24 protein-coding genes are annotated in these 26,321 nt (G+C 70.0%); 14 read left to right on the forward strand and 10 right to left on the reverse strand.

Annotation, left to right across the window (positions count from 1 at the left end):
• Positions 1-6 precede the first annotated feature (6 nt).
• Together pntB and ACAG25_RS03955 are read left to right on the forward strand one after the other, a co-directional pair.
• Positions 7-1,446 (forward strand): Re/Si-specific NAD(P)(+) transhydrogenase subunit beta, encoded by a 1,440-nt coding sequence (gene pntB / locus ACAG25_RS03950; RefSeq protein WP_370486997.1) that lies wholly within the window; start codon positions 7-9, stop codon positions 1,444-1,446.
• Between the two features lie 205 nt (positions 1,447-1,651).
• Positions 1,652-2,641 (forward strand): helix-turn-helix transcriptional regulator, encoded by a 990-nt coding sequence (locus ACAG25_RS03955; protein WP_370486998.1) that lies wholly within the window; start codon positions 1,652-1,654, stop codon positions 2,639-2,641.
• A 2-nt stretch (positions 2,642-2,643) separates the two neighbouring features.
• Here the strand turns inward: ACAG25_RS03955 and ACAG25_RS03960 are convergent, their stop codons facing one another.
• On the reverse strand, positions 2,644-4,161 hold the full coding sequence (locus ACAG25_RS03960; RefSeq protein WP_370486999.1) for an FAD-dependent oxidoreductase: 1,518 nt from the start codon (positions 4,159-4,161) through the stop codon (positions 2,644-2,646).
• A 73-nt stretch (positions 4,162-4,234) separates the two neighbouring features.
• Here ACAG25_RS03960 and ACAG25_RS03965 point away from each other — a divergent pair, with 73 nt between their 5' ends.
• From ACAG25_RS03965 to ACAG25_RS03985, 5 genes are all read left to right on the forward strand, one after another.
• Positions 4,235-4,930 (forward strand): phosphodiesterase, encoded by a 696-nt coding sequence (locus ACAG25_RS03965; RefSeq protein ID WP_370487000.1) that lies wholly within the window; start codon positions 4,235-4,237, stop codon positions 4,928-4,930.
• A gap of 1 nt (position 4,931) precedes the next feature.
• Complete coding sequence (locus ACAG25_RS03970) at positions 4,932-6,308, forward strand: cytochrome P450 (protein ID WP_370487001.1); 1,377 nt, start codon at positions 4,932-4,934, stop codon at positions 6,306-6,308.
• 57 nt (positions 6,309-6,365) lie between these two features.
• A complete protein-coding gene (locus tag ACAG25_RS03975; protein ID WP_370487390.1) occupies positions 6,366-7,586 on the forward strand; it encodes an acyl-CoA dehydrogenase family protein in 1,221 nt (406 codons plus the stop codon).
• Positions 7,586-8,386 carry a tyrosine-protein phosphatase gene (locus ACAG25_RS03980; protein ID WP_370487002.1) on the forward strand — a complete coding sequence of 267 codons (801 nt, stop codon included), beginning with the start codon at positions 7,586-7,588 and terminating at the stop codon, positions 8,384-8,386. The genes ACAG25_RS03975 and ACAG25_RS03980 overlap by 1 nt, the downstream gene beginning before the upstream one ends.
• A gap of 235 nt (positions 8,387-8,621) precedes the next feature.
• Positions 8,622-9,479 (forward strand): hypothetical protein, encoded by an 858-nt coding sequence (locus tag ACAG25_RS03985; protein ID WP_370487003.1) that lies wholly within the window; start codon positions 8,622-8,624, stop codon positions 9,477-9,479.
• On the opposite strand, the gene ACAG25_RS03990 is transcribed toward ACAG25_RS03985, so the two are convergent.
• The 8 genes from ACAG25_RS03990 to ACAG25_RS04025 form a co-directional block, all read right to left on the reverse strand.
• Positions 9,469-9,954 (reverse strand): DUF456 domain-containing protein, encoded by a 486-nt coding sequence (locus ACAG25_RS03990; protein WP_370487004.1) that lies wholly within the window; start codon positions 9,952-9,954, stop codon positions 9,469-9,471. The two genes, ACAG25_RS03985 and ACAG25_RS03990, sit on opposite strands and share 11 nt — an antisense overlap.
• Before the next feature lie 17 nt (positions 9,955-9,971).
• A complete protein-coding gene (locus ACAG25_RS03995; RefSeq protein ID WP_370487005.1) occupies positions 9,972-10,706 on the reverse strand; it encodes a methyltransferase domain-containing protein in 735 nt (244 codons plus the stop codon).
• A 10-nt stretch (positions 10,707-10,716) separates the two neighbouring features.
• Positions 10,717-11,415: a haloacid dehalogenase type II gene (locus tag ACAG25_RS04000; protein ID WP_370487006.1), complete on the reverse strand. Its 699-nt coding sequence runs from the start codon at positions 11,413-11,415 to the stop codon at positions 10,717-10,719.
• Positions 11,416-11,440: 25 nt separating this feature from the next.
• Positions 11,441-12,409, reverse strand: coding sequence for an NADPH:quinone oxidoreductase family protein (locus ACAG25_RS04005; RefSeq protein WP_370487007.1), 969 nt, complete (start codon positions 12,407-12,409; stop codon positions 11,441-11,443).
• Between the two features lie 6 nt (positions 12,410-12,415).
• Positions 12,416-13,279 (reverse strand): SDR family oxidoreductase, encoded by an 864-nt coding sequence (locus tag ACAG25_RS04010; protein ID WP_370487008.1) that lies wholly within the window; start codon positions 13,277-13,279, stop codon positions 12,416-12,418.
• Positions 13,280-13,352: 73 nt separating this feature from the next.
• The gene (locus tag ACAG25_RS04015; RefSeq protein WP_370487009.1) at positions 13,353-14,765 is read right to left on the reverse strand and encodes an aldehyde dehydrogenase family protein; all 1,413 of its coding nucleotides are present in this window, start codon (positions 14,763-14,765) and stop codon (positions 13,353-13,355) included.
• Positions 14,766-14,838: 73 nt separating this feature from the next.
• Positions 14,839-15,777: a class I SAM-dependent methyltransferase gene (locus tag ACAG25_RS04020; RefSeq protein ID WP_370487010.1), complete on the reverse strand. Its 939-nt coding sequence runs from the start codon at positions 15,775-15,777 to the stop codon at positions 14,839-14,841.
• A gap of 90 nt (positions 15,778-15,867) precedes the next feature.
• Entirely contained in the window at positions 15,868-16,503 is a 636-nt protein-coding gene (locus ACAG25_RS04025) for a TetR/AcrR family transcriptional regulator (RefSeq protein WP_370487391.1), read from the reverse strand.
• 166 nt (positions 16,504-16,669) lie between these two features.
• Between ACAG25_RS04025 and ACAG25_RS04030 the strand changes: the two genes are divergently transcribed.
• The 3 genes from ACAG25_RS04030 to ACAG25_RS04040 are packed head-to-tail and all read left to right on the forward strand — an operon-like array spanning position 16,670 to position 20,337.
• Positions 16,670-17,236, forward strand: a complete 567-nt coding sequence (locus tag ACAG25_RS04030) for a TetR/AcrR family transcriptional regulator (protein WP_370487011.1) — start codon at positions 16,670-16,672, stop codon at positions 17,234-17,236.
• Between the two features lie 47 nt (positions 17,237-17,283).
• Positions 17,284-19,443: an FUSC family protein gene (locus tag ACAG25_RS04035; RefSeq protein ID WP_370487012.1), complete on the forward strand. Its 2,160-nt coding sequence runs from the start codon at positions 17,284-17,286 to the stop codon at positions 19,441-19,443.
• A 12-nt stretch (positions 19,444-19,455) separates the two neighbouring features.
• Positions 19,456-20,337: a TIGR03854 family LLM class F420-dependent oxidoreductase gene (locus ACAG25_RS04040; RefSeq protein WP_370487392.1), complete on the forward strand. Its 882-nt coding sequence runs from the start codon at positions 19,456-19,458 to the stop codon at positions 20,335-20,337.
• A 6-nt stretch (positions 20,338-20,343) separates the two neighbouring features.
• Here ACAG25_RS04040 and ACAG25_RS04045 read toward each other — a convergent pair whose 3' ends face one another.
• The gene (locus ACAG25_RS04045; RefSeq protein ID WP_370487013.1) at positions 20,344-21,318 is read right to left on the reverse strand and encodes a pirin family protein; all 975 of its coding nucleotides are present in this window, start codon (positions 21,316-21,318) and stop codon (positions 20,344-20,346) included.
• Positions 21,319-21,537: 219 nt separating this feature from the next.
• Between ACAG25_RS04045 and mycP the strand changes: the two genes are divergently transcribed.
• Genes mycP through ACAG25_RS04065 form a run of 4 tightly spaced genes read left to right on the forward strand, consistent with a single transcriptional unit; the run spans position 21,538 to position 26,247 of the window.
• Entirely contained in the window at positions 21,538-22,884 is a 1,347-nt protein-coding gene (mycP, locus tag ACAG25_RS04050) for a type VII secretion-associated serine protease mycosin (RefSeq protein ID WP_370487014.1), read from the forward strand.
• Entirely contained in the window at positions 22,881-24,278 is a 1,398-nt protein-coding gene (gene eccE, locus ACAG25_RS04055) for a type VII secretion protein EccE (protein WP_370487015.1), read from the forward strand. Before mycP ends, eccE begins: the two co-directional genes overlap by 4 nt.
• Complete coding sequence (locus ACAG25_RS04060) at positions 24,275-25,915, forward strand: PPE domain-containing protein (RefSeq protein WP_370487016.1); 1,641 nt, start codon at positions 24,275-24,277, stop codon at positions 25,913-25,915. Before eccE ends, ACAG25_RS04060 begins: the two co-directional genes overlap by 4 nt.
• On the forward strand, positions 25,912-26,247 hold the full coding sequence (locus ACAG25_RS04065) for a YbaB/EbfC family nucleoid-associated protein (RefSeq protein WP_370487017.1): 336 nt from the start codon (positions 25,912-25,914) through the stop codon (positions 26,245-26,247). The genes ACAG25_RS04060 and ACAG25_RS04065 overlap by 4 nt, the downstream gene beginning before the upstream one ends.
• Positions 26,248-26,321 lie beyond the last annotated feature (74 nt).

Here is a 26,321-nt window from a genome sequence, read left to right on the forward strand (position 1 = left end):
ACAGACATGTTCACCCTGGAAACCACCGCCACCGCGGCCTACGTCGTCGCGGCGCTGCTCTTCGTGCTGTCACTGGCCGGGCTGTCCAAGCACGAGACCTCCCGAGCCGGCATCAGCTACGGCATCGGCGGCATGACCATCGCGCTGGTCGCGACCATCGCGCTGGCGATCAACCACCAGATCGAGCCGCTCGGTCTCGGGCTGCTGGTGGTCGCGACGGTGATCGGCGCGGCGATCGGCCTGTGGCGCGCCCGCCAGGTCGAGATGACCGGTATGCCCGAGCTGATCGCGTTGCTGCACTCGTTCGTCGGTCTGGCCGCGGTGCTCGTCGGCTGGAACGGCTACCTGCACGTCGAGGCCGACCCGTCGGGCGCCGAGGCCGTGGCACTGGCCGAGGAGGGGATGCTGGGCATCCACTCCGGCGAGGTCGTCATCGGCGTGTTCATCGGCGCGGTGACGTTCACCGGGTCGATCGTGGCCAACCTCAAGCTCTCGGCGCGGATGAAGTCCGCCCCGATGATGCTGCCCGGCAAGAACTTCTTGAACGTCGGCGCGCTGGTGGTGTTCGCCGCGCTGACAGTGTGGTTCGTCATCGACCCGCAGCTGTGGGTGCTGGTCGCGGTCACCGTCCTGGCGCTGCTGCTCGGCTGGCACCTGGTCGCCTCGATCGGCGGCGGCGACATGCCGGTGGTGGTGTCGATGCTCAACAGCTACTCGGGCTGGGCTGCCGCGGCGGCCGGCTTCCTGCTGGGCAACGACCTGCTGATCGTCACCGGTGCGCTGGTCGGCTCCTCGGGTGCCTACCTGTCCTACATCATGTGCAAGGCGATGAACCGGTCGTTCATCTCGGTGATCGCGGGCGGCTTCGGCATCGAGGCCGGACCCGCCGACGACAAGGACTACGGCGAGCACCGCGAGATCACCGCCGAAGGCGCGGCCGAACTGCTGGCCAACGCCACCTCGGTGATCATCACCCCCGGTTACGGCATGGCGGTCGCGCAGGCCCAGTACGGCGTGGCCGAGCTGACGCGCAAGCTGCGCGAGCGCGGCGTCGAGGTGCGGTTCGGCATCCATCCGGTCGCCGGCCGTCTGCCCGGGCACATGAACGTGCTGCTGGCCGAGGCCAAGGTGCCCTACGACATCGTCCTGGAGATGGACGAGATCAACGACGACTTCGACGGCACCTCGGTGGTGCTGGTGATCGGCGCCAACGACACGGTCAACCCGGCCGCGTCGGAGGATCCGGGCAGCCCGATCGCCGGCATGCCGGTGCTGACGGTGTGGAATGCCGACAACGTCATCGTGTTCAAGCGGTCCATGGCCTCCGGGTACGCCGGCGTGCAGAACCCGCTGTTCTTCCGGGAGAACACGCAGATGCTGTTCGGCGACGCGAAGGACCGCGTGGATGCGATCAATGCGGCGCTGGGGGCACCGGCGACGGTCTGACGACGATCAAGCGGCGTGGGGGCACCTCCCGCTTGCGGGGGAGGATGAGCCGCGTTGAGGAGTCAGACCATCAGATCACGTCTGACGACGATCAAGCGATGATGATCAAGCGGTGACCATTCGCCGCACGGTACGGCGCGAGCCGCGACGGTATGGTAGGGGGCACTGGGTATAGCCAGATGCCCGTCCGACCATTCGTGAGCCGGTGGCTGCATTGAATGACCACACGTCGCCCTCGTCTTCGGCGCCCGCCCGCCAGCACGACGAACTGCGGTTCGTCAGCTCGGACCTCGGCGCCACCGAGGACTTCCTGTCCCAGACGTACGCGAAGATGTCGCTGGCCGCCGAGCCCGGCGAGCAGGCACACGCCCGCGTGGAACGCCGGTGGCTCGGCCCGGTCAGCTTCGACGAGGTGCACGTCGGATTCCACATGACCTACGACGCGAAGCCGATCGAACGGATCTGCCTGTGCCGGGTGCACGAGGGGCACATCGAAGAGAATTTCATCGGCGAGCCGACCGATGTGTTCGCGCCGGGTGACGTCACCCTGCTCTCCCCGCCGGATCTGCCGTACTCGGGCCGGGCCTGCGAGGCCACCTACGACCTGACGATGTTCGACCCTGCCCTGCTGGACCGCATCGCGGGATACGGCGGCCCGCCCGTACGGCTGCTCGGCCACCGACCCGTGTCGCCGGCTGCCGAACTCCAGTTGCGTGCCGCCATCGACTACGTGTCGACGGTGGCGCGCGCCGATCAACCCCCGACGCCGCTGGTCGCGTCGAACACGGCCTCGCTGTTGGCGGCGACGGTGCTGTCGACGTTGCCCAACACCACGATCACCGAGCTCGACGAGACCGCCGGGCTCAACGCCGCTCCGGCGGTGCTGGGCCGTGCCGTGGCGTTCATCGACAGCCACGCCGACCGTGACATCGCGCTGGCCGACATCGCCGAGGCCGTGCACCTGACGCCGCGCGCGCTGCAGTACGTGTTCCGCCGGCACCTCGACCACACCCCGATGGAGTATCTGCGCCGGGTCCGGCTGGATCATGCGCACCGCGATCTGGTGCGCGCCGACCCCACCGCCACCAGTGTGCAGACGATCGCCACGCGGTGGGGGTTCGCCCATGCCGGGCGGTTCGCGAGTCTGTACCGGCAGAGCTACGGGTGCATGCCGTCGGAGACGCTCCGCGACTGAAGTCAGGTCGCCGCCGTCAGGCCGCGAGTGGCCGGTCCTTCCAGCAGAGCCCCATCGGGGCCGAACCGTGAACCGTGCAGCGGGCACTCCCACGCCTGGTCCGCCTCGTTCCATGCCACGATGCCGCCGAGGTGGGGGCAGACCGGGGACACCGCGCGTCGCGAACCGTCGACGACGCTCTCGGCCTCCAGCTGCCACGGCAGTCCGCGTACGGTGCCCTCGCCGTCGTCGGGCGCCCCGGACGGCACCAGCGGTCTGGCCCAGCCGAGCGCCATGTGCAGCCCGACCTTCGCGTTGAACTCCGCCGCGGTGGGCAGGCCGTTGAGTTCGTGGGAGCTCCAGCTCTCGAAGGCCTGCGCCCAGTCCATCCGTCCACCCAGGATCCGCGCGGACAGCGCCAGCGCGGCCGCCACGCCGTTGGTCATCCCCCACTTGTCGAATCCCGTTGCGACCAAGATGTTTTCGAGCTTCGGGAGGATCGGCCCGACGTAGGGCAGCTCGGTGGCCGAGTGGTAATCCTGGGCCGACCAGAAGTGGGTCTGTGTCGCACCGGGATAGTGCTCTCTGGCCCAGTCGGCGAGTTCGCCGATGCTCTTGCCGGGTGTGCTCGAGCGGCCCACCGAGTGGCCGGCGCCGCCGACGATGAGCTTATCGCCCGACTTGGTAGGTGCGTAGCGCACCGAGCGGGTCGGCGAGTCCACCGCGATGTACATCGACCGGGTGATCTCCCCAGGCACGTCGAAGGCCAAGCAGTACGACCGCTGCGCCTCGACCCTGGCGAAGAACATTCCGCGATCCAGAATCGGTGTGCCCGTGGCCAATACGCATTTCTGGGTGCGGATGACGATCTGGGCGTCGCGGCTGTTGTCGGGTGCGCTCGAGAGCCGCACGTGGACGTCGACGGGTCCTGTTCCCGACACCGACGTCACCCGCATGCCCTGCAGCAGGGTGCCGCCGTGGCGTTCGAGTTCGGCGGTCAGGCTGGTCAGCACCGGCATCGGGTCGAGCTGGGCCTGGTCGGGCAGCCGGACCCCGCCGCGGAACGGGAACGGCACGTCGGCGTCGTCGACCCAGGTCGCGTCGTCGAGTCCGGCGTCCCGGCAGGCGTCGAGAATGTCGCGGGCCGTGCTCAGGCCTTTGGTGGTCTGCGCGTAGGCGTGGTCGTCCTCGCGTTGCACGCTGATCCCGTGCTCGTCGCAGTACCGCAGCAGCCAGTCGCGGCCCTCGGTGTTGCCGGTGACGTACGCGCGCAGCACGTCGGTGCGGTGCTTGCCGGCGATGCGGGCGAGCTTGCTGCCCTGCAGCACACTGACCTTGCCGGTGGTGTTGCCGGTCGCGCAGGCCCCGACGTGGCGGGCTTCGAGGACCACCACCTTCTTGCCGGCGCGCGCCAACAGCAGCGCCGTGGTCAGCCCGGTCAGCCCTGCGCCCACGACGACGACATCTGCTGAGCGGATATCGTCGGCGACTCCTGCCGACGTGGGGGTCTGGATGCGTCCATCGGTCCACAGTGACGGCATGGCCGCGCGGATACCCGGCCGCCGGGGTGTCTAACCGGCGTTTGATCATGACGGAACCGGGCAGACAGATCAGATGACCATCTCAGAGCTGACCACCTTGCCCTTACGCGCCGGCGCGGCATTGCGGGACAAGCGGTTCTTCCATCCCACGGGACTGCTCTGCGCCGGCACCGTCACCCGCCTCGCCCCGGACGGCGAGGGCCTGCCCCTGGTGTCCGGCGATGTCGTCGCCCGTCTCTCCAAGGGCGCCGGGACGCCCGGTTCGCTGCCCGACTTCGCCGGCCTGGCGTGGCGGATGCAGCGCGACGCCGACGGCGAGCACCCCTGGGACGTGCTGACCGTGTCGTCGTCCACCCGGGTGGTGCTGCGGCCGGTCGCCGCGTGGTCGGCGGCCCAGTACTCGACGCTGATGCCGCTGGGCTACCGCGGCGGAACATTCTGGCTGCGCGCACAACTGCGCACCCCGCTCGACGGTGACGGCCTGTCGATCGACGCGCTGCGCTCGCACTTACGTTCGGCACCATTGGAATTCAGTGTCGAACAGGCCCGCGGCAACGCGCCGTTCACCAACCTCGCGACGCTGACGCTGCAACGCGAGGTCTGTGACGACGAGCCGGGCTGTGACCAGCCGTTCGATCCGACCGTGCGCAGCGGCACCGAGGTGGCGCTGTTGCCGCGGTGGCTGACGTCGCTGCGCAAGTCCGCCTACCGCAACAGCCGCGAAGGCCGCGGCGCGGATGCGGACAGCCCCGAGGGCGCGAAGCTGTGACATGGCGCGTCCTGCTCCACGACTGACCGGGGTCGAAGCGGCACTCACGCTCGCCGACCTCGGACTGCCGTCGGTCGCGGCCGGTGTCCTCGCCCGCCGCCGTCCGATGATGGGCCTGCTGGACCGGCTGGAGGCCGACGCCCGCGGGGTGCGCCGGCTGCACATCCTGCGCGACCGCTACGGACGCGGACCCGTCGACCTCGCGATCCCGGGCCGCCACATCGTGGTGCCCCTCGACCCGGCCGACGTCGGCGGCGTGCTGGCGCAGACACCCGACCCGTTCCACCCGGCCAGCTGGGAGAAACGCCACGCCCTCGACCAGTTCGAGCCGCACGGGGTGCTGTCGACGCGCGGCGAGATCCGGCAGGAGCGGCGCGAATTCAACGACGCCGTGCTGGACTCCGACGCCGAACTGCACCGCTTGGCCGCGCCTCTGCACGCAGCGGTGGCGCGGCACGCCACCGTGTTCACCGACGCGGTGCTCGCAGGGGAGGGCTTCGATTCCGCGCAGTTCACCGTGGCGTGGTGGCGGGTCGTGCGTCGCGTGGTGCTGGGCGCGGCCGCCGAGGACGACGACTCGATCACCGACGACCTGTGGCGGCTGCGCAAGGCCGGCAACTGGTCGTTCGCGAGCCTGCCGCATCCGCGGCGGCGCGACCGGTTCTTCGCCAAGCTGCACCGCTACGCCGAGACACCCGACCCGGACAGCCTGCTGGGGGTCCTGGCCGCGACGCCCGCGTCCGACGCCGTCGACCCGGTCGGCCAGGTTCCGCAGTGGCTGTTCGCGTTCGACGCGGCCGGGATGACCTCGCTGCGGACGTTGGCGCTGCTGTCCACGCATCCCGACGCGCTGGTGCGCTGCGAGGTCGACGATCCGGATTCGGTTGCGGTGCGCCCGTTCCTGCGGGCCTGCGTGTTGGAGTCGGTCCGGCTGTGGCCCACCACACCGGCGATCCTGCGCGAGCTGACCACGACGACCACTTGGCATGAGGGCACTCCGGCCGAGGTGACGACGTCGCCGCCGGCATCGGTGCTCATCCCGGTGCCGGCGTTCCACCGCGACCCCGACCTTCTGCCGTTCGCCGATGCGTTCGTCCCCGACATCTGGCTCGACGGCACCGCGCAGCGGTATCCACAACTGGTGCCCTTCTCCGCGGGCCCCGGCCAATGCCCGGGCCGCCACCTCGTGCTGTTCACCACCAGCACGTTCCTGGCCGGGCTGCTGGCACGCACGCACCTGACGTTGGAGTCGGGCCAACCGCTGGCCCCGGCCCGGCCCATGCCCGCCACACTCAACCAGTTCGGGCTGTCGTTCAGCGCGCGGCCGCGCCAGGACCAGGGCCGGCCCGCCGGACCGCTGACCGCGCGTCCCGCTTGAGCGACCGCAGGTACCTCCCGTTTACAGGTGTCATATCGTGGCGGCATGGACTTCGCGATGTCGGCCAAGGCTCAGGATTACCACCAGCGGTTGACGGACTTCATGACCGAACACGTCTTTCCCGCCGAGGAGGCGTACCACGCCTACCGCGAGGAGAAGGGTCCGAAGGACCACACCGTCCCGCCGGTGGTCGAGGAGCTCAAGGTGATCGCCAAGGAGCGCGGCCTGTGGAATCTGTTCCTGCCGTCGATCTCCGGGTTGTCGAACCTGGAGTACGCGCCGCTGGCCGAGCTGACCGGCTGGAGTCCGGAGATCGCGCCCGAGGCCACCAACTGCGCGGCGCCGGACACCGGCAACATGGAGACGCTGCACCTGTTCGCCACCGAGGAGCAGCGCAAGCAGTGGCTCGATCCGCTGCTGGCCGGTGAGATCCGCAGCGCGTTCGTCATGACCGAACCCGACGTCGCCTCCAGCGACGCCCGCAACATCCAGACCACGATGCTGCGCGACGGGGACGACTACGTCATCAACGGCCGCAAGTGGTGGATCACCGGCGCCGCCGACCCGCGCTGCAAGATCTTCATCGTCATGGGGCGCACCAACCCGGACGGGCCCAGCCACCGCCAGCAGTCGATGATCCTGGTGCCCGCCGACACCCCCGGTATCGAGATCCGGCGCTCGCTGCCGGTTTTCGGTTGGCAGGACCAGCACGGCCACTGCGAGATCGTCTTCGACAACGTGCGGGTGCCGGCGTCGAACCTGCTCGACGAGGAGGGCAGCGGGTTCGCGATCGCGCAGGCCCGTCTGGGGCCGGGCCGCATCCATCACTGCATGCGCGCGATCGGTGCGGCCGAGCGGGCCTTGGCGCTGATGGTCGACCGGGTGCAGAAGCGGGTCGCGTTCGGTAAGCCGCTCGCCGAGCAGGGTGTGGTGCGCGAGGCGATCGCCAAGTCGCGCAACGAGATCGAGCAGACCCGGATGCTGTGCCACAAGGCCGCCTGGACCATCGACCAGCACGGCAACAAGAGCAAGGACGCCCAGCTGCTGGTCGCGCAGATCAAGGCCGTGGCACCGCAGATGGCGTGCGACGTGATCGACCGCGCCATCCAGGTGCACGGCGGCGCGGGCGTCTGCGACGACTTCCCGTTGGCGCGGATGTACAGCTGGCACCGCGCGATGCGGCTGTTCGACGGACCCGACGAGGTGCACATGCGCACGATCGCGCGGGCGGAGTTGGGCAAGGAGAAGTCTCCTCTGGCAGCGGCGGTGACGGGCTAGTGCCGTCGTCGGGCGGTGAACTGCCGGGCGCGTGGAACTTTCGCGACGTCTCCGAGCAGACCGGCATCGCACCCGGGCGCTTCTACCGGGCCAGCGAGCTCTCCAAGCTCGAGGACGCGGGCCGCGCCGCACTGGCCGGCTACGGCGTCACCGACGTCGCCGACCTGCGGACCCTGCGGGAGCTCGAGCGGCACGGCCCGGGGCTGGTGCCGCCGACTGTGGAGATCCACCACCTGCCGTTCGTGGAGACCACCGCCGCCGACGACGAGGCGCCGCACGAGCACGCCTTCCAACGGATGATGACCGAGAAGCCCGAGGACGAGTCGGTCGCCGACGCCGCGGCGCGGTACATGACCGAGGAGTACGGACGTATCGCCGCCGCGCCGTTGGCACAACGCGCGGTGCACCGGGTGGTGACGCTGCTGGGCACCGAGCGTCGGGTGTTGGCGCACTGTTTCGCCGGCAAGGACCGCACCGGCTTCACCATCGCGGTGGTCCTGGAGGCCGCCGGGGTCGATCGCGACGCGGTGATGTCCGACTACCTGCGCAGCAACGACGCGGTCCCGCAGCTGCGCGAGAGCATCCTGGACAAGATCCGGATGCGCGCCGCCGAGACCCCGGAGATCCTCGAGCTCGCCGAGGCGCGTCTCACCGACTCCGTGCTGGGTGTGCGCGAGCAGTACCTGGATACCGCGCGTCGCACCATCGACGAGCAGTTCGGTTCTCTGCGCGGCTATCTGGAAGCCTCCGGTGTGACCGACGACGAGCTGCAGCGGCTGCGCAAGGCCCTGCACGGCTGACCCCCCGTCCCGCCGAAGGCGCCTCGCTGAACTTGCGTAACCACACGGCGATATAGCGCCCGCAATCCGCCACCCGGTTACGCAAATCGGGCGCAATCGCGTGGCCTCACGCGCGGCTGCCGCACTTGCGTAACCACAGGGTGTTTCCGAGCTAGATTTTCGCCACCCGGTTACGCAAATCGCAGCCGAGCCCTTGAGCGCATCGGGTGTCGGTGCGTTCGGCCATGCTGCCGACATGGACGGTCCCTTCCTCGGCAGTGAAGCGCTTGCTGCCGGCGTGATGACCCGCCACACCTTGCGCACCAGGTTCATCGCGATCCACAAAGACGTTTACGTGCGCAAGGGCACGGAACCGACGGCCCTCAACCGGGCCAGGGCCTGCTGGCTCCGTTCGCGCGGTCACGGTGTGCTGGCCGGCTTTTCGGCCGCCGCCGTACATGGCGCCAAGTGGATCGATCCGAAGTTGCCGGCCACCGTCATCGACGACAACCGCAGGCGGACACCCGGAGTGGTCACGTGGGCCGCCGTACTCGCCGAAGAGGAGATCTGCACTGTCGACGGCATGCGGGTGACGACACCTGCACGCACCGCGATCGACCTTGCCCGTCGGTACCCGCTCGACACCGCGATCACCGCCGTCGACGCGCTCGCGCGGGCGACCCGGTTGACTGTCGACGCCATCACAGCCGCCGCAGGTCGATATCCCGGACGCCACGGGTTGGGCCGCGTTCGCGAGGTGCTGAGCTTCGTGGACCCCGGTGCGGAATCTCCGCAGGAAACCTGGTTGCGACTCGTCGTCGTGCGTGCCGGATACCCCAGGCCCCGCACACAATTGCCCGTGCTCAACGAATACGGCGCTCTCATCGGCACCGTCGACCTGGGGTGGAACGAGCACAAGATCGCAATGGAGTACGAGGGCAAGCAGCATCGGCTGAGCGCTCGCCGGTTCGACAACGACATCCGCCGCTACGACGAGATGCTCGACCTTGGCTGGATCGTCATCCGCATCACGGCTTTGGACACCGAGGAGACGGTGCGGCGCCGCCTCGCCCAGGCGTGGAACCGTCGGGGGCTACCGGCCGTCAGCTCGTGAGGACGACGCCGACGACCCAGGCTGCGGTCGCCAACAGCGCACCGAGCAGCTCGACGCCCACCGACAGGGCGACGCCCTTGAGCGCGTGCACGGTCGACGCCCAGGCCCGCGTCATGTCCTGACGGGTGGCGAACTCGGCGGCGAAGACACCCGCGACGAAGCCGATGAGCAGACCGATCACCGGGATCACGAAGAAGCCGACCACGCCGGCGATCCCGCCGATGACGAGCACCGAGGTGCGGACCTGCGCCTCCCGCATGCGGCGGACCGGCCAGGTGTACTTGATGATCGCCGACACCACGATCAGGGTGGCCGCGATCGCGAACACGATCCAGGACGTGGAGGTGTTCACCACGACCGCCCACACCGCGATGGCACCGATCACCAACAGCGCACCCGGCAGGATCGGCAGGATGATGCCGGCCAGCCCGACGGCGATCGCCAGCGCGACCAGGAGGATGCCGACGAAGCTCACGTCGCGAGCTTAAGCCGTCACGGCTTGCGTCCGCGCACCCACTGGACGGTGCCGATGCCCTTGGTCCGGACGCTGACCAGGCCGAGATCTTCGAAGGTGTCGGCCAGCTGGTCATCGTCGAACAGGTGCGCGCCGACGTCGGGCAGGAAGCGGGAGACGCTGGCGGCCGGTCCGGCGGTGGGCACCATCACCACGATGCGGCGTCCGGGACGAAGCACCCGCACCATCTCGGCGATCGCCGTGGCGGGATCGGGGATCAACTGGAGCATCGCGACCGACACCACCGCGTCGAACGACTCGTCGCCGAACGGCAACCGTTGGGCGTCGGCGCGCAGAAAGCCGACGTTGGGCCCGGCTTCGGCGGCCACCGCCCGGGCCAGCATCGGCTCGGAGATGTCCACGCCGAGCGCCAGCCCCGCAGGCCCGACGGCGCGACCGAGTGCTGCGGTGACGTTGCCCGGTCCGCTGCCGACGTCGAGCGCCACCCCGCCGACCGGCAGGTTCAGCCATTCGGTCGACAGCTGCCAAGCGGTCACCACCTTGCGCATCAGCAGTTGCGCGTTGTCATAGAACAGCGAGCCCAGCCGCGACGCCCACAGCGCCTGGATCGGGCCGGTGTTCTTCTCCCCTTCCGGGATGTCACCGAGCAGATCGAGGTAGCCCTTGCTGACGTCGGGCTGCTCGGGTGGATCGCTGAGCAGTCGATACGCCATCTGCAGCGCGGGCGGCAGGGCGGTGGTGGCGTCACTCATGCACACCACGCTACGCGCCGAGTTGGTCGGCGAGGTCGTGGAAATCTTCTGCGTGGATGTCGAATTCGCCTGCAGCGGGCCGATGCCCGCGCCGGTCGGGTCCGTACTCCAGCGGCCGGAAGACGAATCCGGTGGCCAGTCCGGCATCCCGCGCGGCCCGCAGATCGGTGGGGTGCGCCGCGACCAGCATGAGCTCCTCGGGCGCCAGATCGAGGAGCTCGGCGCAACCCCGGTAGGTCTGCGGATCGGGCTTGTAGCGCCGGAAGATCTCCGCCGAGATCACACAGTCCCAGGGCAGGCCGGCGCGTTTGGCCATGTTCGTCAGCAGCGACACATTGCCGTTGGACAACGTGGTGACCAGGAACCGCTGCTTGAGCCGCTGCAGCCCGGCCGCCGCATCCGGCCAGGGATCCAGCCGGTGCCAGGCCCGGTTCAGCTGGTCGACCTCGGCGGCGCCGACGCGGATCCCGGCTTCGTCGAGCAGTTCGACCAGACGCCCGCGGTGCAGGTCATCGAGCCGCGTCCACGGCAGCTCACCGCTGCGCACGCGCTCCATGGCCGGGACGTAGCCGGCCCGCCAGTCGTCGGCGAAGCGCGCCCAGTCCGCGGCGACGTCGTTGCGGCGGCCGAACTCGGTGAGTTCCCGAATGACAGTGGAGCGCCAGTCCACGACGGTGCCGAACACGTCGAAGGCCAGCGCGCGCAACATGGTTATCTGCTCTTCGCGCGAGCGCTCATCGGCCGGGCTCCAGGACGAGCTTCCCGTTGATCGCTCCGTCGGCGAATGCCTGCATTGCCGCGACCCCCTCGGACAGCGGGTACCGCACGGGATCCGGCGGTTTGAGCCCGTTGTCGACCAGATCGGCCAATGCAGCGCCGACCTCGGCCTGCGCGCCCGGCGTGCGGTTGACGAACTCACCCCACCCCACGCCGACGACGCTGACGTTGCGCAGCAGCAGCCGGTTCACCTTCACCGTCGGGATGCCGCCGGCGGCGAACCCGATGACCAGCAGCCGGCCTTCGGTGGCCAGCGCCCGGATGGCGTCGTCGAACGCCGCCCCGCCGATCGGGTCGACCACCAGATCGACGCCGCGCCCTCCGGTCTCGGCCTTGACCGCGTCGAGCCAGCCGTCGGTCAGTGGCAACACCACGTCAGCGCCCAGAGACTCTACGAACTCCGTGGCCGAGGATCGGTGCACCATCGCGATCACCTTGGCGCCCAACGCCTTCGCGATCTGGATGGACGCGGTGCCGATGCCGCCGCCGGAGCCGAGCACCAGGACCGTCTCGCCGGCACGCAGGCCTCCGCGACGGTGCAGCGCGAAGTGCATCGTGTAGTAATTGCCCAGCAGGCACACCGCCGCGCCGTCGTCGAGGGCGTCGTTGGTGGGGATCACGCTGCCCGGTTGCACGGCGACCTGCTCGGCCCAAGCGCCCAGCAGCGTGAACGCCGAGACCCGCTGCCCGGCAACGAAACCCGACCCGTCGGGGGCCGAGCGCACCGTGCCCGCGACTTCGAGTCCGGGGACGAACGGTGCAGGCACCTTCATCTGGTATTCCCCGCGCAGCATCAGCAGGTCGGGGAAGCAGACGCCGGCGGCACCGACGTCGATGACGACGGCGTCGGAGGCCGTGATGTCGTCGACGTCGGTGTACGCCAGCCCGGAAGGACCGGTCAGTTCTTGTGCGACAAGTGCTTTCACGAAAAATCAGCCGAGACTGAAGGTGGCCCGCTCGGCCGCCGACAGGTCGGTGATCTCGCCCCACTTGGCGGCGACGTCGTCGACCGAGGGCACCTCGGTGAACGTCACACCGGCGTTCTGGAACAGCGCGACGCGCTGCACCTTGCCACCACCGACGATGAACACCGACTGGGTGTCGGGGAGCTCTTCGGTGCACAGGTATCCGACGATCGGCGCCACGTACTCGGGCGTCAGCTTCTCGAACACCTCGGGCGGCAAGATGTCCTGCGTCATGCGGGTCGCGGCGATCGGGGCGATCGCGTTGGCCTTGATGTTGTACTTGGCGCCTTCCTGCGACAGCGTGTTGATCAGGCCGACGAGCCCCAGCTTGGCGGCGCCGTAGTTGGCCTGGCCGAAGTTGCCGAACAGACCGCTGGTCGAGGTCGCCACCACGACACGACCGAAGCCGTTCTCCCGGAAGTGCGGCCAGGCGGCGCGGATGACGTTGTAGCCGCCGTAGAGGTGCACCTTGAGCACGGCGTCCCAGTTCTCGAACGACATCTTGTGGAAGGTGCCGTCGCGCAGGATGCCCGCGTTGGAGACCACACCGTCGACCTTGCCGAACTCGTCGACAGCGGTCTTGATGATGTTCTCGGCACCCTCGGGCTCGGCGACGGAGTCGTAGTTCGCCACGGCGCGACCGCCGGCGTCCTTGATCTCCTTGACGACCTCGTCGGCCATCGTCGATCCCGAGCCGGTTCCGTCGCGCGCTCCACCGAGGTCGTTGACGACGACGCTGGCGCCTTCGCGGGCGAGGGTCAGGGCGTACTCGCGGCCGAGGCCGCCTCCCGCACCCGTGACGACGATGACACGATCCTGCACTCCTGGCACTGATGTTCCTCTCGTAAGGGGTTCGACCGGCTCAAACTATCTTCCCGGGTCGCGTCGCTCCTGCCCGCCTCGTCTAGAAGAGCTTGCGCGCCAGCTTCCACGCCTTCTCCGTGTAGGGCGGGTAGATGAACGCGCCGATGTCGGGCCGGGTCGGCTTGGTCAGCACCGACTTGCTGTGGCTGAACGTCTCGAAACCGAACTTGCCGTGATAGGCGCCCAATCCGGACGGGCCGACACCGCCGAACGGCAGCTTGTGGGTGGCGAAGTGGAAGATCAGGTGGTTGACCACCATGCCGCCGGCGGGCACCTCCTTGATAACCCGCTCGCGCACGGCCTTGGACTTGGTGAACAGGTAGGCCGCCAACGGTTTCGGCCGCGCGTTGACGAACGAGATGGCCTCGTCGAGGTTTTTCACCGTCAGGATGGGCAGGATCGGCCCGAAGATCTCGTCGGTCATCAACGGCTCGGCCGGGTCGGGGTCCACGACGACGGTCGGGGCGATCTTGATGTTGACGGCGTCGGACTGGCCGCCGACGGCCACGGTGCCCTTGGTCGCGGCCAGCGCGTTGACCAGGCGGTTGAAGTGCCGTTCGTTGACGATGCGCTTGCCGTCGGGGTTGCCGGCTTCGAATCGGTCGACGGCCTTGCGGATCTCGTCGACCAGCTTGTCGCGCACCGGGGCTTCGACCAGCACGTAGTCCGGCGCGATGCAGATCTGGCCGGAGTTGATCAGCTTGGTCCACGCGATGCGCTGCGCGGCGACCTCGATGTCGGCGTCGGCGGAGACGATGACCGGGCTCTTGCCGCCGAGTTCGAGGGTCACCGGCGTCAGGTGCGACGCGGCGCTCTCGTACACCTTGCGGCCGATCTCGGTGCCACCGGTGAAGATCAGGTGGTCGAAGCCCTGGTTGATCAGTTCCTGGCTGACCGCGCCGTCACCCTCGACGACGGCGATCGCGTCGTTGTCCAGGTAGCGCGGCACCAGTTCGGCCATCAACGCCGACGACGCGGGCGAGACCTCAGATGGCTTGAGCACCACGGTGTTCCCGGCGGCGATGGCGCCGACGGCCGGGCCGAGGGTGAGCGCGAACGGGAAGTTCCAGGCGCCGATGATCAGCACGGTGCCGTAGGGCTCGTATTCGATCCAGCCGAGCGCGGGCAGCTGCGACATCTCCAGCATGCGGTAGCGGCGCTTGGCCCACTTGCGGACGTTCTTGGCCGCGTAGGCGGCCTCGCCCGCAGTGCTGGCGATGTCGGCGAGCCAGGCCTCGAACGGCGCCCGGCCGAGGTCCTTCTCGAGAGCCTCGGCGATCGCGCCCTCGTTGTCGGTCATCAGCTTCTCGAGCGCGCGCAGCTGGTTTCTGCGCCATTCGATGCTGCGGGTACGTCCGGTGGCGAACGTCTGACGGAGCCGGTTGACGACGGCGGGGATGTCGGTCGCGGTGGCGCCGGCGGCTTGGACCGGTGCGACGGATTCTGCGGTCATGACGGGGTCTCCTTCCTGACCTCGGATGCCCCGAATCGTAGTCAACCGTCCGGTTGGTGAACAGGTGCCCTGCTCAGGCTCCGAGCCGCTGCGCGGTGGTGAACGTCGAGAAGGACTTCTCGTCTGCCTGCGGGATGTCGATCAGCCGGCCCAGGCGGCGCATCTCGTCCTGCGACGAGTGCGGTTCGGCGACCCAGCCGTGGGCACCCAGCCACTCGGCCACGTCGGCGCGGTCGGGATCCTCATAGACCAGGTCGGTGATGTCCATCGGCTCGTCGACACCGAGTTGGGCCGTCAGCGCGGCGAATCGTTCCCGCATCTGTTCGCGGCGGTCGGTGGCGTGGTCTCCCATGCTCTCGGCGGCGACCCGGCTGCCGGGTGCGCTGAGCGTGGTGATCAGTTCGAACAGGCGATCCTGGGCCACGGCGGGCAGGTACATCAGCAGGCCCTCGGCCAGCCATGCGGTGGGCTGCGCCGGGTCGAATCCGGCGGCGGTCAGGGCGGCGGGCCAGTCCTGGCGCAGGTCGATGGGGACTTCGCGCCGGTCGGCGGTGGGGGTCACGCCGTGGCGGGCCAGGGTCTGGCCCTTGTACTGCAGCACCAGAGGTTGGTCGATCTCGTAGACGGTGGTCCCGGCCGGCCAGGCGAGCCGGAACGCCCGGGAATCGAGGCCGGCGGCGAGGATGACGACCTGGCGGATCCCGGCTGCGGTCGCCTCGGCGAAGAAGCGGTCGAAGAAGTGGGTGCGGACGGCCTGGTAGCTGAACATGTGCTCGAACATCACGGCGACCTCGGCGTCCGCTTCCGCGATCCGCGCGATCAGGCCGGTGTCGAGCAGCTGCTCCCAGGAGCCGGCGCCCGCCTCGGCGACGAGGGTCTCGGCGTACGGGTCGGCGATCAGCGCGTCGGGCCGGGCGGTTTCGGCGGCACGCGCGGCGGCCACCATCACCGCGGTGGCGCCCACACTGGAGGCGATGTCCCAGGTGTCGTCGTCAGTGCGCAGTGCGCTCAATGGAGGGCTCCCTCAGTACGGAGAAAAGTACTTCGGAAGTCTATCTAAAGAAATGGCTGCGCAACTGTGCGGAACCTGTGCGGTTGGTCTCTACTCGCTGAGATTCCACAGCTTGTGGGCCAGCAGCAACTCCAACTTGTGGATCACCGCGCCGAGCTTGTCCTGGTCGCCGATGAATCCGGCGTAGAAGCCCAATCCCCACAACACCGCCACCAGCATCTCGACGAGCTGCTCGACATCGGTGTCAGTGCTTAGTTCGCCGCGGGTGATGGCGTCGTCGACGGCCCACCGGACGAACTGCTGCGAGTTCTTCAGCGGATCGTGTTCGTCGTCGACCAGTTCGGGGTGACGCTGGGTCTCCAGGACCGAGGTCACGAGGAACGCGGCCGCCGACCGGTTGTCGACCTCCACCTGGGTCGCGGTGGTCAAAAACGCCACGAGCCGGTCCACCAGCCGGGTGTGATCGTGCGCCCGGGCGATGCCCGCGCTAACAATCGCGGCGTTGGTCTGCTGCACCACCTCGGCCCAGAGAATCCGTTTGCTGGAGAAGTAGTGGTTGATGGCGGGCCGGGTGAGATCTGCACGGATGGCGATGGCCTGAAAAGTGGCGGCATCGTATCCGAGTTCGCTGAAGACTTCCCGAGCAGCACGCACGATGCGCTCCCGCGTTTCAGCGGCCTTAGCTGCGGGAGGACGACCTGGCCCTCGACTCGCCGTATACGGCACGGTCAAATTGTGCCACACAACACGTCGACCGTTGGCAGCAGGTTGTTCGGCCGCGCCGGGACGCGCGATTCCAGCAAATTCTTCGCGCTGCGCGGCGGGGCCGGAGACCGAAAAATCCGGCGGTGCGTCCGCCGTGCATCGATGCGTGGAATTAGGGTTGCGCCCCATGGGGGCCGTGTCGTCGCGCGAGTCGTTTTTCGAAACCGCACTGGCTGTGCTGGCAGACTTGGGATTCGGCGGGCTGAAGCTGGCCGTCGTATGTCAGCGGCTGGGCGTCACCACCGGATCCTTCTACCACTATTTCTCCAGCTGGTCGGCGTTCACCCGCGAGCTCGTCGCGCACTGGCAGCACGGCATGACGGTCGCCGTGGTCGAGGCCGCCGGCTCCGAACCGGATCCCCGGGCGCGCATCGACAAATTGATCCAGAACGGGCTGACCCTGCCGCACAGTGCAGAGGGTGCGATCCGCGCCTGGAGTGCGGTCGATCCCGAGGTGCGCAAGGTGCAGGCGGCGGTCGACGCCCAGCGCTTCGAGGCGCTCTACGACTCGGCGCTGGAGATCCTGCAGAACCGCCGGCAGGCCCAGCTGTTCGCGGCATGGGGCATGTACCTGCTGGTCGGCTACGAGCAGGCCATCCTGCCCACCGAGGTCTCGGCGGGACGCTGGATCGTCGACCAGATGCTCGACGCCCTGGACTCCGGCCGCTTCCGCTCGGTCCCCGACGATGAGTGACCGGATCTGCTCGGACAGCAAACGGTGAGCGGCCGACCGCCACGGTGATGACGAGCAGCGGGAGCGGATTGTGGGCGCGCGTCGCCGGGCGGGTGCGCCGCCGCGACCCTGATCGGGATGCGCTGCGCCGCGCGGTCCGGGCTGCCGTGGTGGTCCCGCTCTCGGCGGCCGTCGGCTTCCTGGCCGCCGGAGATTCCACGCAGACGCCGCTGTACGCGCTGTTCGGGTCGCTGGCCCTGCTCGTGCTGGCCGACTTCCCCGGCAACCGGCAGAACCGCGCCCTGGCCTACGCGGGACTGGGCATCAACGGCGCCGTGCTCATCACGGTCGGCACGCTGCTGTCCCCGCACGCCCCGGCGGCCGTGGTGGTGATGCTGGTGCTCGGCGTGCTGGTCACGTTCTCCGGTGTGCTCAGCGAGACGGTGGCGGCCGGACAGCGGTCCACGCTGCTGACCTTCGTCCTGCCGGTGTGCACCCCGCCGGGCCCGATCCCGGAACGACTGCTCGGCTGGGCCGTCGCGCTGGCCGTGTGCGTTCCGGCCGCGCTGTTCCTATTGCCGCCGCGCCACCACGGACAGCTGCGCCGACGTGCCGCGCGGGTGTGCGCGCTGCTGGCCGACCAGATCGAAGGCGCCGCCTCCGCGGCAGACGTCCGGCGCGCGATGGACGCGCTGAACCGGACCTTCCTCGGCACGGACTACCGCCCGGTCGGGCTGTCGGCCGGCAGCCGCGCACTGGTCCGTGTCGTCGACGACCTGGAGTGGGTGGCCGACCGCGTCGGACTGGACACCGAGGTCACCCTGCGCGACAAGGAGGCCGTGGCGCGCGTGTTGCGCAGCGCCGCCGGGGTGCTGCAGGTTTCGCGACCGGCCGACCGGGCTCCGGCCCGCGCGCAACTCGAGGGGGCGCTCGCGACGCTGCGCTCGGCAGCGCGCGGCCGGTGGCGCGAGGACGTGGAGGCGATCCTGGCCACCGTCGACGACGAGCACGCGGTGCGGCTGGGCGGCGCGCTGCTGCACCGGCGTGCGGTGGCCGCCACGGTCGGCGCCACGGGACGGATCATCGCCGCGGCCGCGGCGGCCGACGCCCGCCCGGTATGGCAGCGGGCACTGGGTCTGGGCTTGCCGCCGACGGGTGCGTCGGACCGGCTGCTCGGGGAGACCGCCGCGGCCGCGCAGATCACCTCGGGTTTCGTCGCGAACCGGGCGGTGGCGCTGCGCAACGCGCTGCGCACCGGTCTCGGTCTTGCCGTCGCGGTGGCGATCACCCAGGCGTTCTCGGTGGAGCAGGGCTTCTGGGTGGTGTTGGGCGCGCTGTCGGTGTTGCGCAGCAGCGCGTTGACCACCGGCACGCGGGTGTGGCGTGCGGTGGTCGGCACCGGCATCGGATTCCTGTTGGGCGCGTTGCTGATCGGGTTCGTCGGTGTCGACCCGGTGGCGATGTGGGTGCTGCTCCCGGTCGTGGTGTTCGGGTCGGCGTATGTACCCGAGATCGCCTCGTTCACCGCCGCGCAGGCCGCGTTCACCATGTTGGTGCTGATCTTCTTCAACCTGATCGCCCCCAGCGGATGGCAGGTCGGATTGATCCGTGTCGAGGACGTCGTGGTCGGCGCGCTCGTCGGTGCCGCGGTGTCGCTGCTGTTGTGGCCACGCGGCGCGGCCGCGGCGGTGACGCGCGCAGTGGGCTCGGCGCGCGGGGTCTTCGCGCGCTACCTGCGGGTGGCGGTGCTGCGGATCACCCGCGGCGACTTCGAGTCCCGTGCCGACGAGGTCGCTGCCGCCGGCTTCCAGGCGGTGACCGCGGCCCGCGTCGCGGACGACGCGGTACGCCAATACCTTTCGGAGGGCAGCGGCGAGACGGACCTGCGCGCGCCGGTGGTGCGCTCGTTCGACCGGGCGCTGCGGCTGCGGTCGGCCGCCGACCTGATCGCCGACATCCCGACCCCGCCACCACTGGAGGCCTATCCCGGCGTGCGGCGGGTCCTGGAGTCTCACTGTGACGCGCTGTACGCACGGGTGTGCGGGAAACCGGCTGCCCACCAGCTCGATCCGATCAGCGACGAGTTCGTGCGCGCCCTGCGCTCGGAAGCCCGCGACGACGACCTGGCGGTGTCGGCGGCCCTGCCGTTGCTGACCGTGGCGGCGTTGCTGGGTGAACTCGAACTGCACTACCCGCTGCACGACGCCGCGGACGGCAGGGCTCCGTAGCATGGGCCCGTGGTGAAGATCCGGTTCGGCGTCGGCGTGGGCGCCGACACCGCGCCGGACCGTCTGGCCGGGCTGGTCGACCGGATGGAGCGCGCCGGCATCGATTCGCTGTGGTTCTCCGAGCTGGTCTACACCGCGGCGGTGGACCCGTTCGTGGGGATGGCGTTCGCGCTGGGCCGCACCACGCGCCTCAAGGTCGGCACCTCGGTGGCGATTCTGCCGGGCCGCCATCCGGTGCTCGTCGCCAAACAGCTGGCCTCGCTGGCGGCTCTCGCGCCCAAACGGGTGCTGCCGGTCTTCGGCCTGACCTCCGCGATCCCGGCCGAGCGCGACCTGTTCGCCGTGCCCGACGGTAAGCGGGCCGAGATGTTCGACGAGGCGCTGCAATTGTTGCGGACCGCGCTCGAGCAGGACGGCGCCGACTTCGTCGGCCGACACTTCTCGCTGCGCGGAATCTCGCTGGCGCCCAGGCCTTCCCCGCCGCTGGACATCTGGGTCGGGGGTTCGGCGCCCGCTGCGTTCCGGCGTATCGGGCGGCTGGCCGACGGCTGGCTCGGCAGCTTCGTCACCCCCGCCGAGGCGCGCTCCGGACGTGAGCAGATCCAGGCCGCCGCAGCTGCCGCCGGCCGGGAGGTCGAGGCCGACCACTTCGGCGTCAGTCTGGCGGTGTGCGACGGCACAATTCCCGACGACGTGGCCGCGATGGTGCGGCGGCGCCGCCCCGACGTCGACGTCGCCGACCTGATCGCCGCGGACTGGCCGCAGCTGCATCGTCAACTCGACGCCTACATCGAGGCGGGGCTGAGCAAGTTCGTCATCCGACCAACCGGGGCCGCCGACCTCGATACGTTCGTCGACCGCTTCGCCGAAGAGCTTCTGCCGCGGCAGAACTGAGCTGCCTCAGCGCCTCGGGCGGTGGGGCATCAACGCGTCGGGCGGGATGGCGCCGAAGCGGCCGGCCTCGAAATCCTCGACGGCTTCGATGATTTCGGACTTGGAGTTCATCACGAACGGTCCGTACTGGAACACCGGTTCACGGATCGGCAGACCGCCCAGCAGCAGCACCTCGAGGGCGGGCCGGTTCGCGTCCTGCGTGCGCTCGGCGGCCACGCTGATCCGGTCACCGGGCCCCAGCACCGCGAGCTGCCCCTGGTGGATCGGATGTGCGACCGGGCCCACCGATCCGCGCCCGGACAGCACGTAGACCAGCGCGTTGAAGTCGCGGTCCCACGGCAGGTTCAGCAGCGCGCCCGGCTGAATCGTGGCGTGCGCGAGCGTGATCGGTGTGTAGGTCGCGCCCGGGCCACCCCGGCCGTCGATCTCGCCGGCGATGACCCGCACCAGCGCACCACCGTCGGTCGACGACAGCAGCGCGACCCGCTCGCCCTCGATCGACTGGTACCGGGGTGCGGCGAACTTGTCCTTCTTCGGCAGGTTCACCCACAACTGGATGCCGTGGAACAGCCCACCGCTCTCGACGAGTTCGGCGGGCGGGGTCTCGATGTGCAGGATGCCGGATCCCGCGGTCATCCACTGGGTGGCGCCGTCGGTGATCAGACCGCCGCCGCCGTGGGAGTCCTGGTGCGCGAAGCGGCCGTCGATGATGTAGGTGACGGTCTCGAAGCCGCGGTGCGGATGCCAGTTGGTGCCGCGGGGTTCGCCGGGTTCGTAGTCGACCTCGCCCATCTGGTCCATGTGGATGAACGGGTCGAGGTCGCGGGCGCTGACCCCCGCGAAAGCCCGGACGACCGGGAATCCTTCGCCTTCGTACCCAGAGGGACCGGTGGTGATCGACCGCACCGGACGTTCGGTGTCGGAGGCTGACGGGCCGCTCAAGCGCGGCAGCGTGAGGGTGTCGGCAGTGATGGCAGGCATGCCCGAACCAACCGGACTGCGGTCCGATTCATTCCCGGCCTGGGTCACAGGCCGCGAGAAAGCGGAACAACCCCCCGCGCAGCACCCCTAAACTTGCCGATGTGCTGCCGAGGCGAGGGGCGTGAGGTGACTTTCCGCGCCTCCGCAGGGGGTGACTCGTGTTTGCCCGCCGCGGGTCGGCACACTGTCGCAGAACACAAACTGTCAGGGGGTGACACCATGCGCCGTCTCGGTGGCGCGCTCGCCGTGGTGCTCCTGACCGTGCTGTGCGCTCCGCCCTCCGGGGCGATCGAACCTCCGGTGGTCGACCCCGCCGCGATCCCGCCCGACGAGACCGGCCCCGATCAGCCGATGGAACAGCGCCGGGTGTGCGCGGCGCCGACGGTCTTCCCCGACTCCAACTTCGTCGATCGGCCCTGGGCCAGCGACTACCTGCGCTTGGCCGACGCCCACCGGTTCGCCACGGGGGCAGGCATCACGGTCGCGGTCATCGACACCGGAGTCAACGGTTCGGCCCGGGTGCCGGCCGAACCGGGCGGCGACTTCGTCGACCAGGCCGGGAACGGCATGTCGGACTGCGACGCCCACGGCACCCTCACCGCAGCGGTCATCGCCGGCCGCGGCTCCCCCACCGACGCGTTCGTCGGTGTCGCGCCCGATGCCCGGGTGCTGTCGTTGCGCCAGACGTCGGACAGTTTCCAGCCGGTCGGCACCCGCACCGACCCCAACGACCCGAACAGCACGCGCACCGCCGGATCGCTGCGCAGCCTGGCCCGCTCCATCGTGCACGCGGCCAACCTGGGCGCGCAGGTCATCAACATCAGCGAGGCGGCCTGTTACAAGACCACCCGCCTCATCGACGAGCGTCCCGTCGGCGCCGCGATCAACCACGCGGTCAATGTCAAGGGCGCCGTGGTCGTCGTCGCCGCCGGCAACACGGGCGGTGACTGCACGCAGAACCCGCCACCGGATCCGGCCGTGCCCGCCGACCCCCGGGGGTGGCAGCAGGTGTCCTCGATCGTGTCGCCGGCCTGGTACTCGCCGCTGGTACTCACCGTGGGCAGCGTCGCACCCAACGGCGCCCCGAGCGGTTTCTCGATGCACGGCCCGTGGGTCGGTGCCGCCGCCCCGGGGGAGAACCTGGTCGCGCTCGGTTACGACGGCAACCCCGTCAACGCCCTGCAGGGCGAGGACGGCCCGATCCCGATCAGCGGCACCTCGTTCTCCGCGGCGTATGTCTCCGGGCTGGCCGCGTTGATCCGGCAGCGTTTCCCGGAACTCACGCCCGCCCAGGTCATCAACCGCATCACTGCGACCGCCCGCCATCCCGGCGGCGGCGTCGACAACGTGGTGGGCGCGGGGGTCGTCGACCCCGTGGCCGCACTCACCTGGGACGTGCCGCCCGGCCCGGAAGCGGTGCCGTACGAGGTCAAGGCGATCCCGCCGCCGGTCCACGTGCCGCCCCCGGACCGGACCCCGATCACCGCGGTCGTCGTCGTCGGGGTCGGGGTGGCCGCGGCCCTCGGGTTCGCAGCACTGGCGCGAAGGGCGTTGCGCCGCCGATGAACAAGCTTCTGTCGATCTTCGGGTTCCGCTTCACCACCGGGCACGCGCTCGGGGCCGCGGTGCTGATCCCGGCCTGCGTCCTGGTGGGGATGACCCACGATCTGCTGTGGCTGGGCATCGTCGCGGCCGTGCTCATCGGCCTGGGCGCGGTCCTGACCATCCGCGGTCGGCGGGTCACCGGATGGGTCGCGGCGCTGGTCGCGTGGCGACGCCGCCACCGCCAGTCCCCGCCCGCCCCGTCCGCACCGGCGGTCGGGGCGACGGTCATCCCCGCCGACCACGTGGCGGTGCGCTGGCACGGTGACCAGTTGATGTCGGTCATCGAACTGGTTCCGCGGCCGTTCACCCCGACGGTGATCGTCAACGGCGCGGCGGCCACCGACGACGTGCTCGACACCCGCCTCGTCGAGGACCTGCTGCAGGCCTACTGTCCGGACCTGCACGCCGACGTCGTGTCCGCCGGATACCGCGTCGGCAGGACCGCGCCGTCGGCGTTGGTGGCGCTCTACGACCAGGTGGTGGGTCCGTACCCCGCGCCGGCGAGCCGACGGACGTGGATCGTGTTGCGGGCAGATCCCGAACGCACCCGTCGCTCGGCGGCCCGGCGCAACGCCGGGGTCCCGGGTCTGGCCCAGTACCTGGTGTCGTCGACCACCCGTATCGCCGACCACCTCGCCAGCCGCGGGGTGGACGCGCGGCCGGCCCGCAGCTTCGACGACTTCGACCACGCCACCGAGATCAGTTTCGAACGGGAAACCTGGTCGATGATCAAGGGGCGCAGCACTTTCACCGCCGCTTACACCGCTCCCGGCGGACCCGACGTCTGGTGGTCGGCGCGCGCGGACCACACCGTGACCAGGGTGCGCATCGCCCCCGGCGCGGCGCCCACCACCACCGTGCTGTTGACCACCCTGGGCAATCCGTCGACGCCACGCGGGTTTTCGTGCCTGTACGGCGGACAGCGTGCGGCGCTGCTGGGACAGAGCCCGGTCAGCGACCGCCACTACGAGTTGCCGATCGGCTCGGCCGGTGTGCTCGTCGGCGAGACCGCCGACCGCTACCCGGTCTACATGCCGTTCGACGACGTCGACATCAGCATCAACCTGGGTGATGCGCGGCTGTTCACCCAGTTCGTGGTGCGCTCGGCCGCCGCCGGTGCGGAGGTGACGCTGACCCCGCAGTTCCGCGAGTTCGCCGGCTACGTCAACGCGCACGTCGGCCCGGTCGCCAAGGTGGCCTGGCCGCATGCCACCACCTATCTCGGCGCGCACCCCGGGCTCGGTCGAGTGGTGTTGCGGCAGAACTTCATCGCCACGCCGCGGCACAAGCAACTGCCCATCCGGCTGATCAATCCGCGCGAAGAGAGCCGCTACCAGATGGTGCTGGAACCGTGACCGGGTCTGAAGTCCAGGTCGAGCCCGACGATCTGCGTCGCAAAGCCGCGCAACTCGACAGCCTGCCGTGGACCGACGCGGCCGCGCAGCCACCGCTGAACCCGCCGGACCTGTTGCCCGGCAGTGCCGTGGCGGTGGCCAATCTCAGCGCCAACGCGCAGGCGCTGTGGGCGCATCAGGAGTACGGGCGGATCGAGAGTCAGCGCCTGGCCCAGACCCTGCGCAACGTCGCCGACGCCTACGAGGTGGTGGACCACTCCTCGGGACAGGACATCGGTTCGACGATGGGCGGGCCGGGCGGACCGTCCGCCGAGGAGACGGTGTTCCCGCAGGTGGTGAACATCCCGGCGCCACCGAAGCCGCCGCCCCTGGCGATCCCGAAGGGACAGCCACCGCCCGATCCCATGATGTCGCCCCCGCAGGTCCAGCAGGCGCTGGACGGCGGGGACGGTGGCGCGTCGCTGCGCGCCGCCGCGCAGGTGTGGCGCAGCAACGCAGCGTCGCTGGAGGCGTCGGCCATGCAGTTCGAGGTCGACAGCGTGCTGTGGGAGGGCGAGGCCGCCGATGTGGCCTACGGCAAGTTCCACAGCTTCCAACAGTGGATGATCGGCCTGGCCGACAACTGGAAACGGCTTGCCGGAGAAGCCGACCGCATGGTCGAGGCGCACGAACGCACCCAGAACCAGCACCGGCCGATCGCCGTGGAGTACCAGCACCTCGAAGCGCAGGTGATGGGCAAACCGATGACCGCCGACACCTTTCCGAAGATGGAGCGGATGGCGGCGCTGCAACGCGAATCCGAGACGGTGCGCAACGTCTACGCCCGTGACTCGCAGCCCTACCAGGTCACCCCGCAGGACCCGCCCAACCCGGTGGTCTCGGGCGTTCCGGTGACCACCCAGCAGCATCGCCGCGCGACCCGCACGCTGCCGCAGGACGACCCCGGCAGGGCACCGGGCGGTCCGGCCGGCACCTCACCGTCGTCGGGGGGCGGTGCTGGACGGACCCCGCAGGAACCGCCGCCGGCACCGGCGGGCACCCAGCCGCCGGCACCGCAGGTCCCGCCGGGGGATCCGGCTGCCGGCACCCGACCGGAAGGCGGCCCACCGGAGGGTGCACCCGCCGGCGGCTCCCCACCCAGTGGCGGTTCCCCGCCGGGCGGTGGCGCGCCGAGCGGCGGCGCACCCGGGGGCGGCGCACCCGGTGGAGGTATGCCCGGTGGAGGTTCGGGTACCCCGAAGACCGAGCCCAAGCTGCCCGGCGAACCCGCCACCCGACCGGCCGGAGCCGGCGGTGGCGCAGGCGGGGGCGCCGGTGGCGGTGGCGGTGGCATCCCGTCCGGTCCGCTGCAGCCGGCCGTCGGCGCCGAGACCGTGGCACCCACACGCGGCGGCCCACCCATCGCCCCCGCGGCGGCGGCCGGTGGAGCCGCCGGAGTCGCCATGGGCGGCGGTATGGGCGGGATGGCGCCGATGATGCATGGCGGACAAGGCAATTCGGGAGACAAGAAGCGTAATCCGCAGCTCTCCGAGGACGAGGAGCTCTACACCGAGGATCGGCCGTGGACGGAACCGGTGATCGGCAACCGGCCGCGCCGGCGCGGCAGCGTCGACGACGCCAGGAAGGAGTCCCCGTGACCGACGACATGCACCCCGAGGTCGCCGCCGTGTTGCGCCAGGCGCGCAGACTCCAGAACCTCATGGACGAACAGCTCGAGAAGATGGCGTCGGACTCGTTCACTGCGACCGACGAGTCCGAGACCGTCGAGGTGACACTCAACGGCCATCACTGGCTGCAGGACGTGCACATCCAGGACGGGTTGTTGCGCCTGGGCGCCGACACCGTCGAGCACCGCGTGAACGAGGCCCTGCAGAAAGCGAACGACGAGGCCGCGACGTCGATCGACGCGGATCGGGAACGCATCGACGCGGTCGTCGCCGAGATCACCGCCGAACTCACCGAGGACTGAGCGCAGCGGAATATCCCCGCCGCCACCCCGGTTGAATCCTGCGACGGTGCCGGGCATGCCCCGGGCCCCATCAA

This window comes from Mycobacterium sp. pV006, assembly GCF_041287115.1.
Classification (GTDB): Bacteria; Actinomycetota; Actinomycetes; order Mycobacteriales; family Mycobacteriaceae; genus Mycobacterium.

Bases quoted from the DNA above. Each gene is read 5' to 3' on its own strand.
- ACAG25_RS04015 (WP_370487009.1), bottom strand. From the start codon at position 14,765: ATGACCGCAGAATCCGTCGCACCGGTCCAAGCCGCCGGCGCCACCGCG.
- ACAG25_RS04030 (WP_370487011.1), top strand. From the start codon at position 16,670: ATGGGGGCCGTGTCGTCGCGCGAGTCGTTTTTCGAAACCGCACTGGCT.
- ACAG25_RS03995 (WP_370487005.1), bottom strand. From the start codon at position 10,706: ATGAGTGACGCCACCACCGCCCTGCCGCCCGCGCTGCAGATGGCGTAT.
- mycP (WP_370487014.1), top strand. From the start codon at position 21,538: ATGCGCCGTCTCGGTGGCGCGCTCGCCGTGGTGCTCCTGACCGTGCTG.
- ACAG25_RS03975 (WP_370487390.1), top strand. From the start codon at position 6,366: ATGTCGGCCAAGGCTCAGGATTACCACCAGCGGTTGACGGACTTCATG.
- ACAG25_RS03960 (WP_370486999.1), bottom strand. From the start codon at position 4,161: ATGCCGTCACTGTGGACCGATGGACGCATCCAGACCCCCACGTCGGCA.
- ACAG25_RS04000 (WP_370487006.1), bottom strand. From the start codon at position 11,415: ATGTTGCGCGCGCTGGCCTTCGACGTGTTCGGCACCGTCGTGGACTGG.
- ACAG25_RS04035 (WP_370487012.1), top strand. From the start codon at position 17,284: ATGACGAGCAGCGGGAGCGGATTGTGGGCGCGCGTCGCCGGGCGGGTG.
- pntB (WP_370486997.1), top strand. From the start codon at position 7: ATGTTCACCCTGGAAACCACCGCCACCGCGGCCTACGTCGTCGCGGCG.
- eccE (WP_370487015.1), top strand. From the start codon at position 22,881: ATGAACAAGCTTCTGTCGATCTTCGGGTTCCGCTTCACCACCGGGCAC.
- ACAG25_RS03985 (WP_370487003.1), top strand. From the start codon at position 8,622: ATGGACGGTCCCTTCCTCGGCAGTGAAGCGCTTGCTGCCGGCGTGATG.
- ACAG25_RS04045 (WP_370487013.1), bottom strand. From the start codon at position 21,318: ATGCCTGCCATCACTGCCGACACCCTCACGCTGCCGCGCTTGAGCGGC.
- ACAG25_RS03970 (WP_370487001.1), top strand. From the start codon at position 4,932: ATGGCGCGTCCTGCTCCACGACTGACCGGGGTCGAAGCGGCACTCACG.
- ACAG25_RS03965 (WP_370487000.1), top strand. From the start codon at position 4,235: ATGACCATCTCAGAGCTGACCACCTTGCCCTTACGCGCCGGCGCGGCA.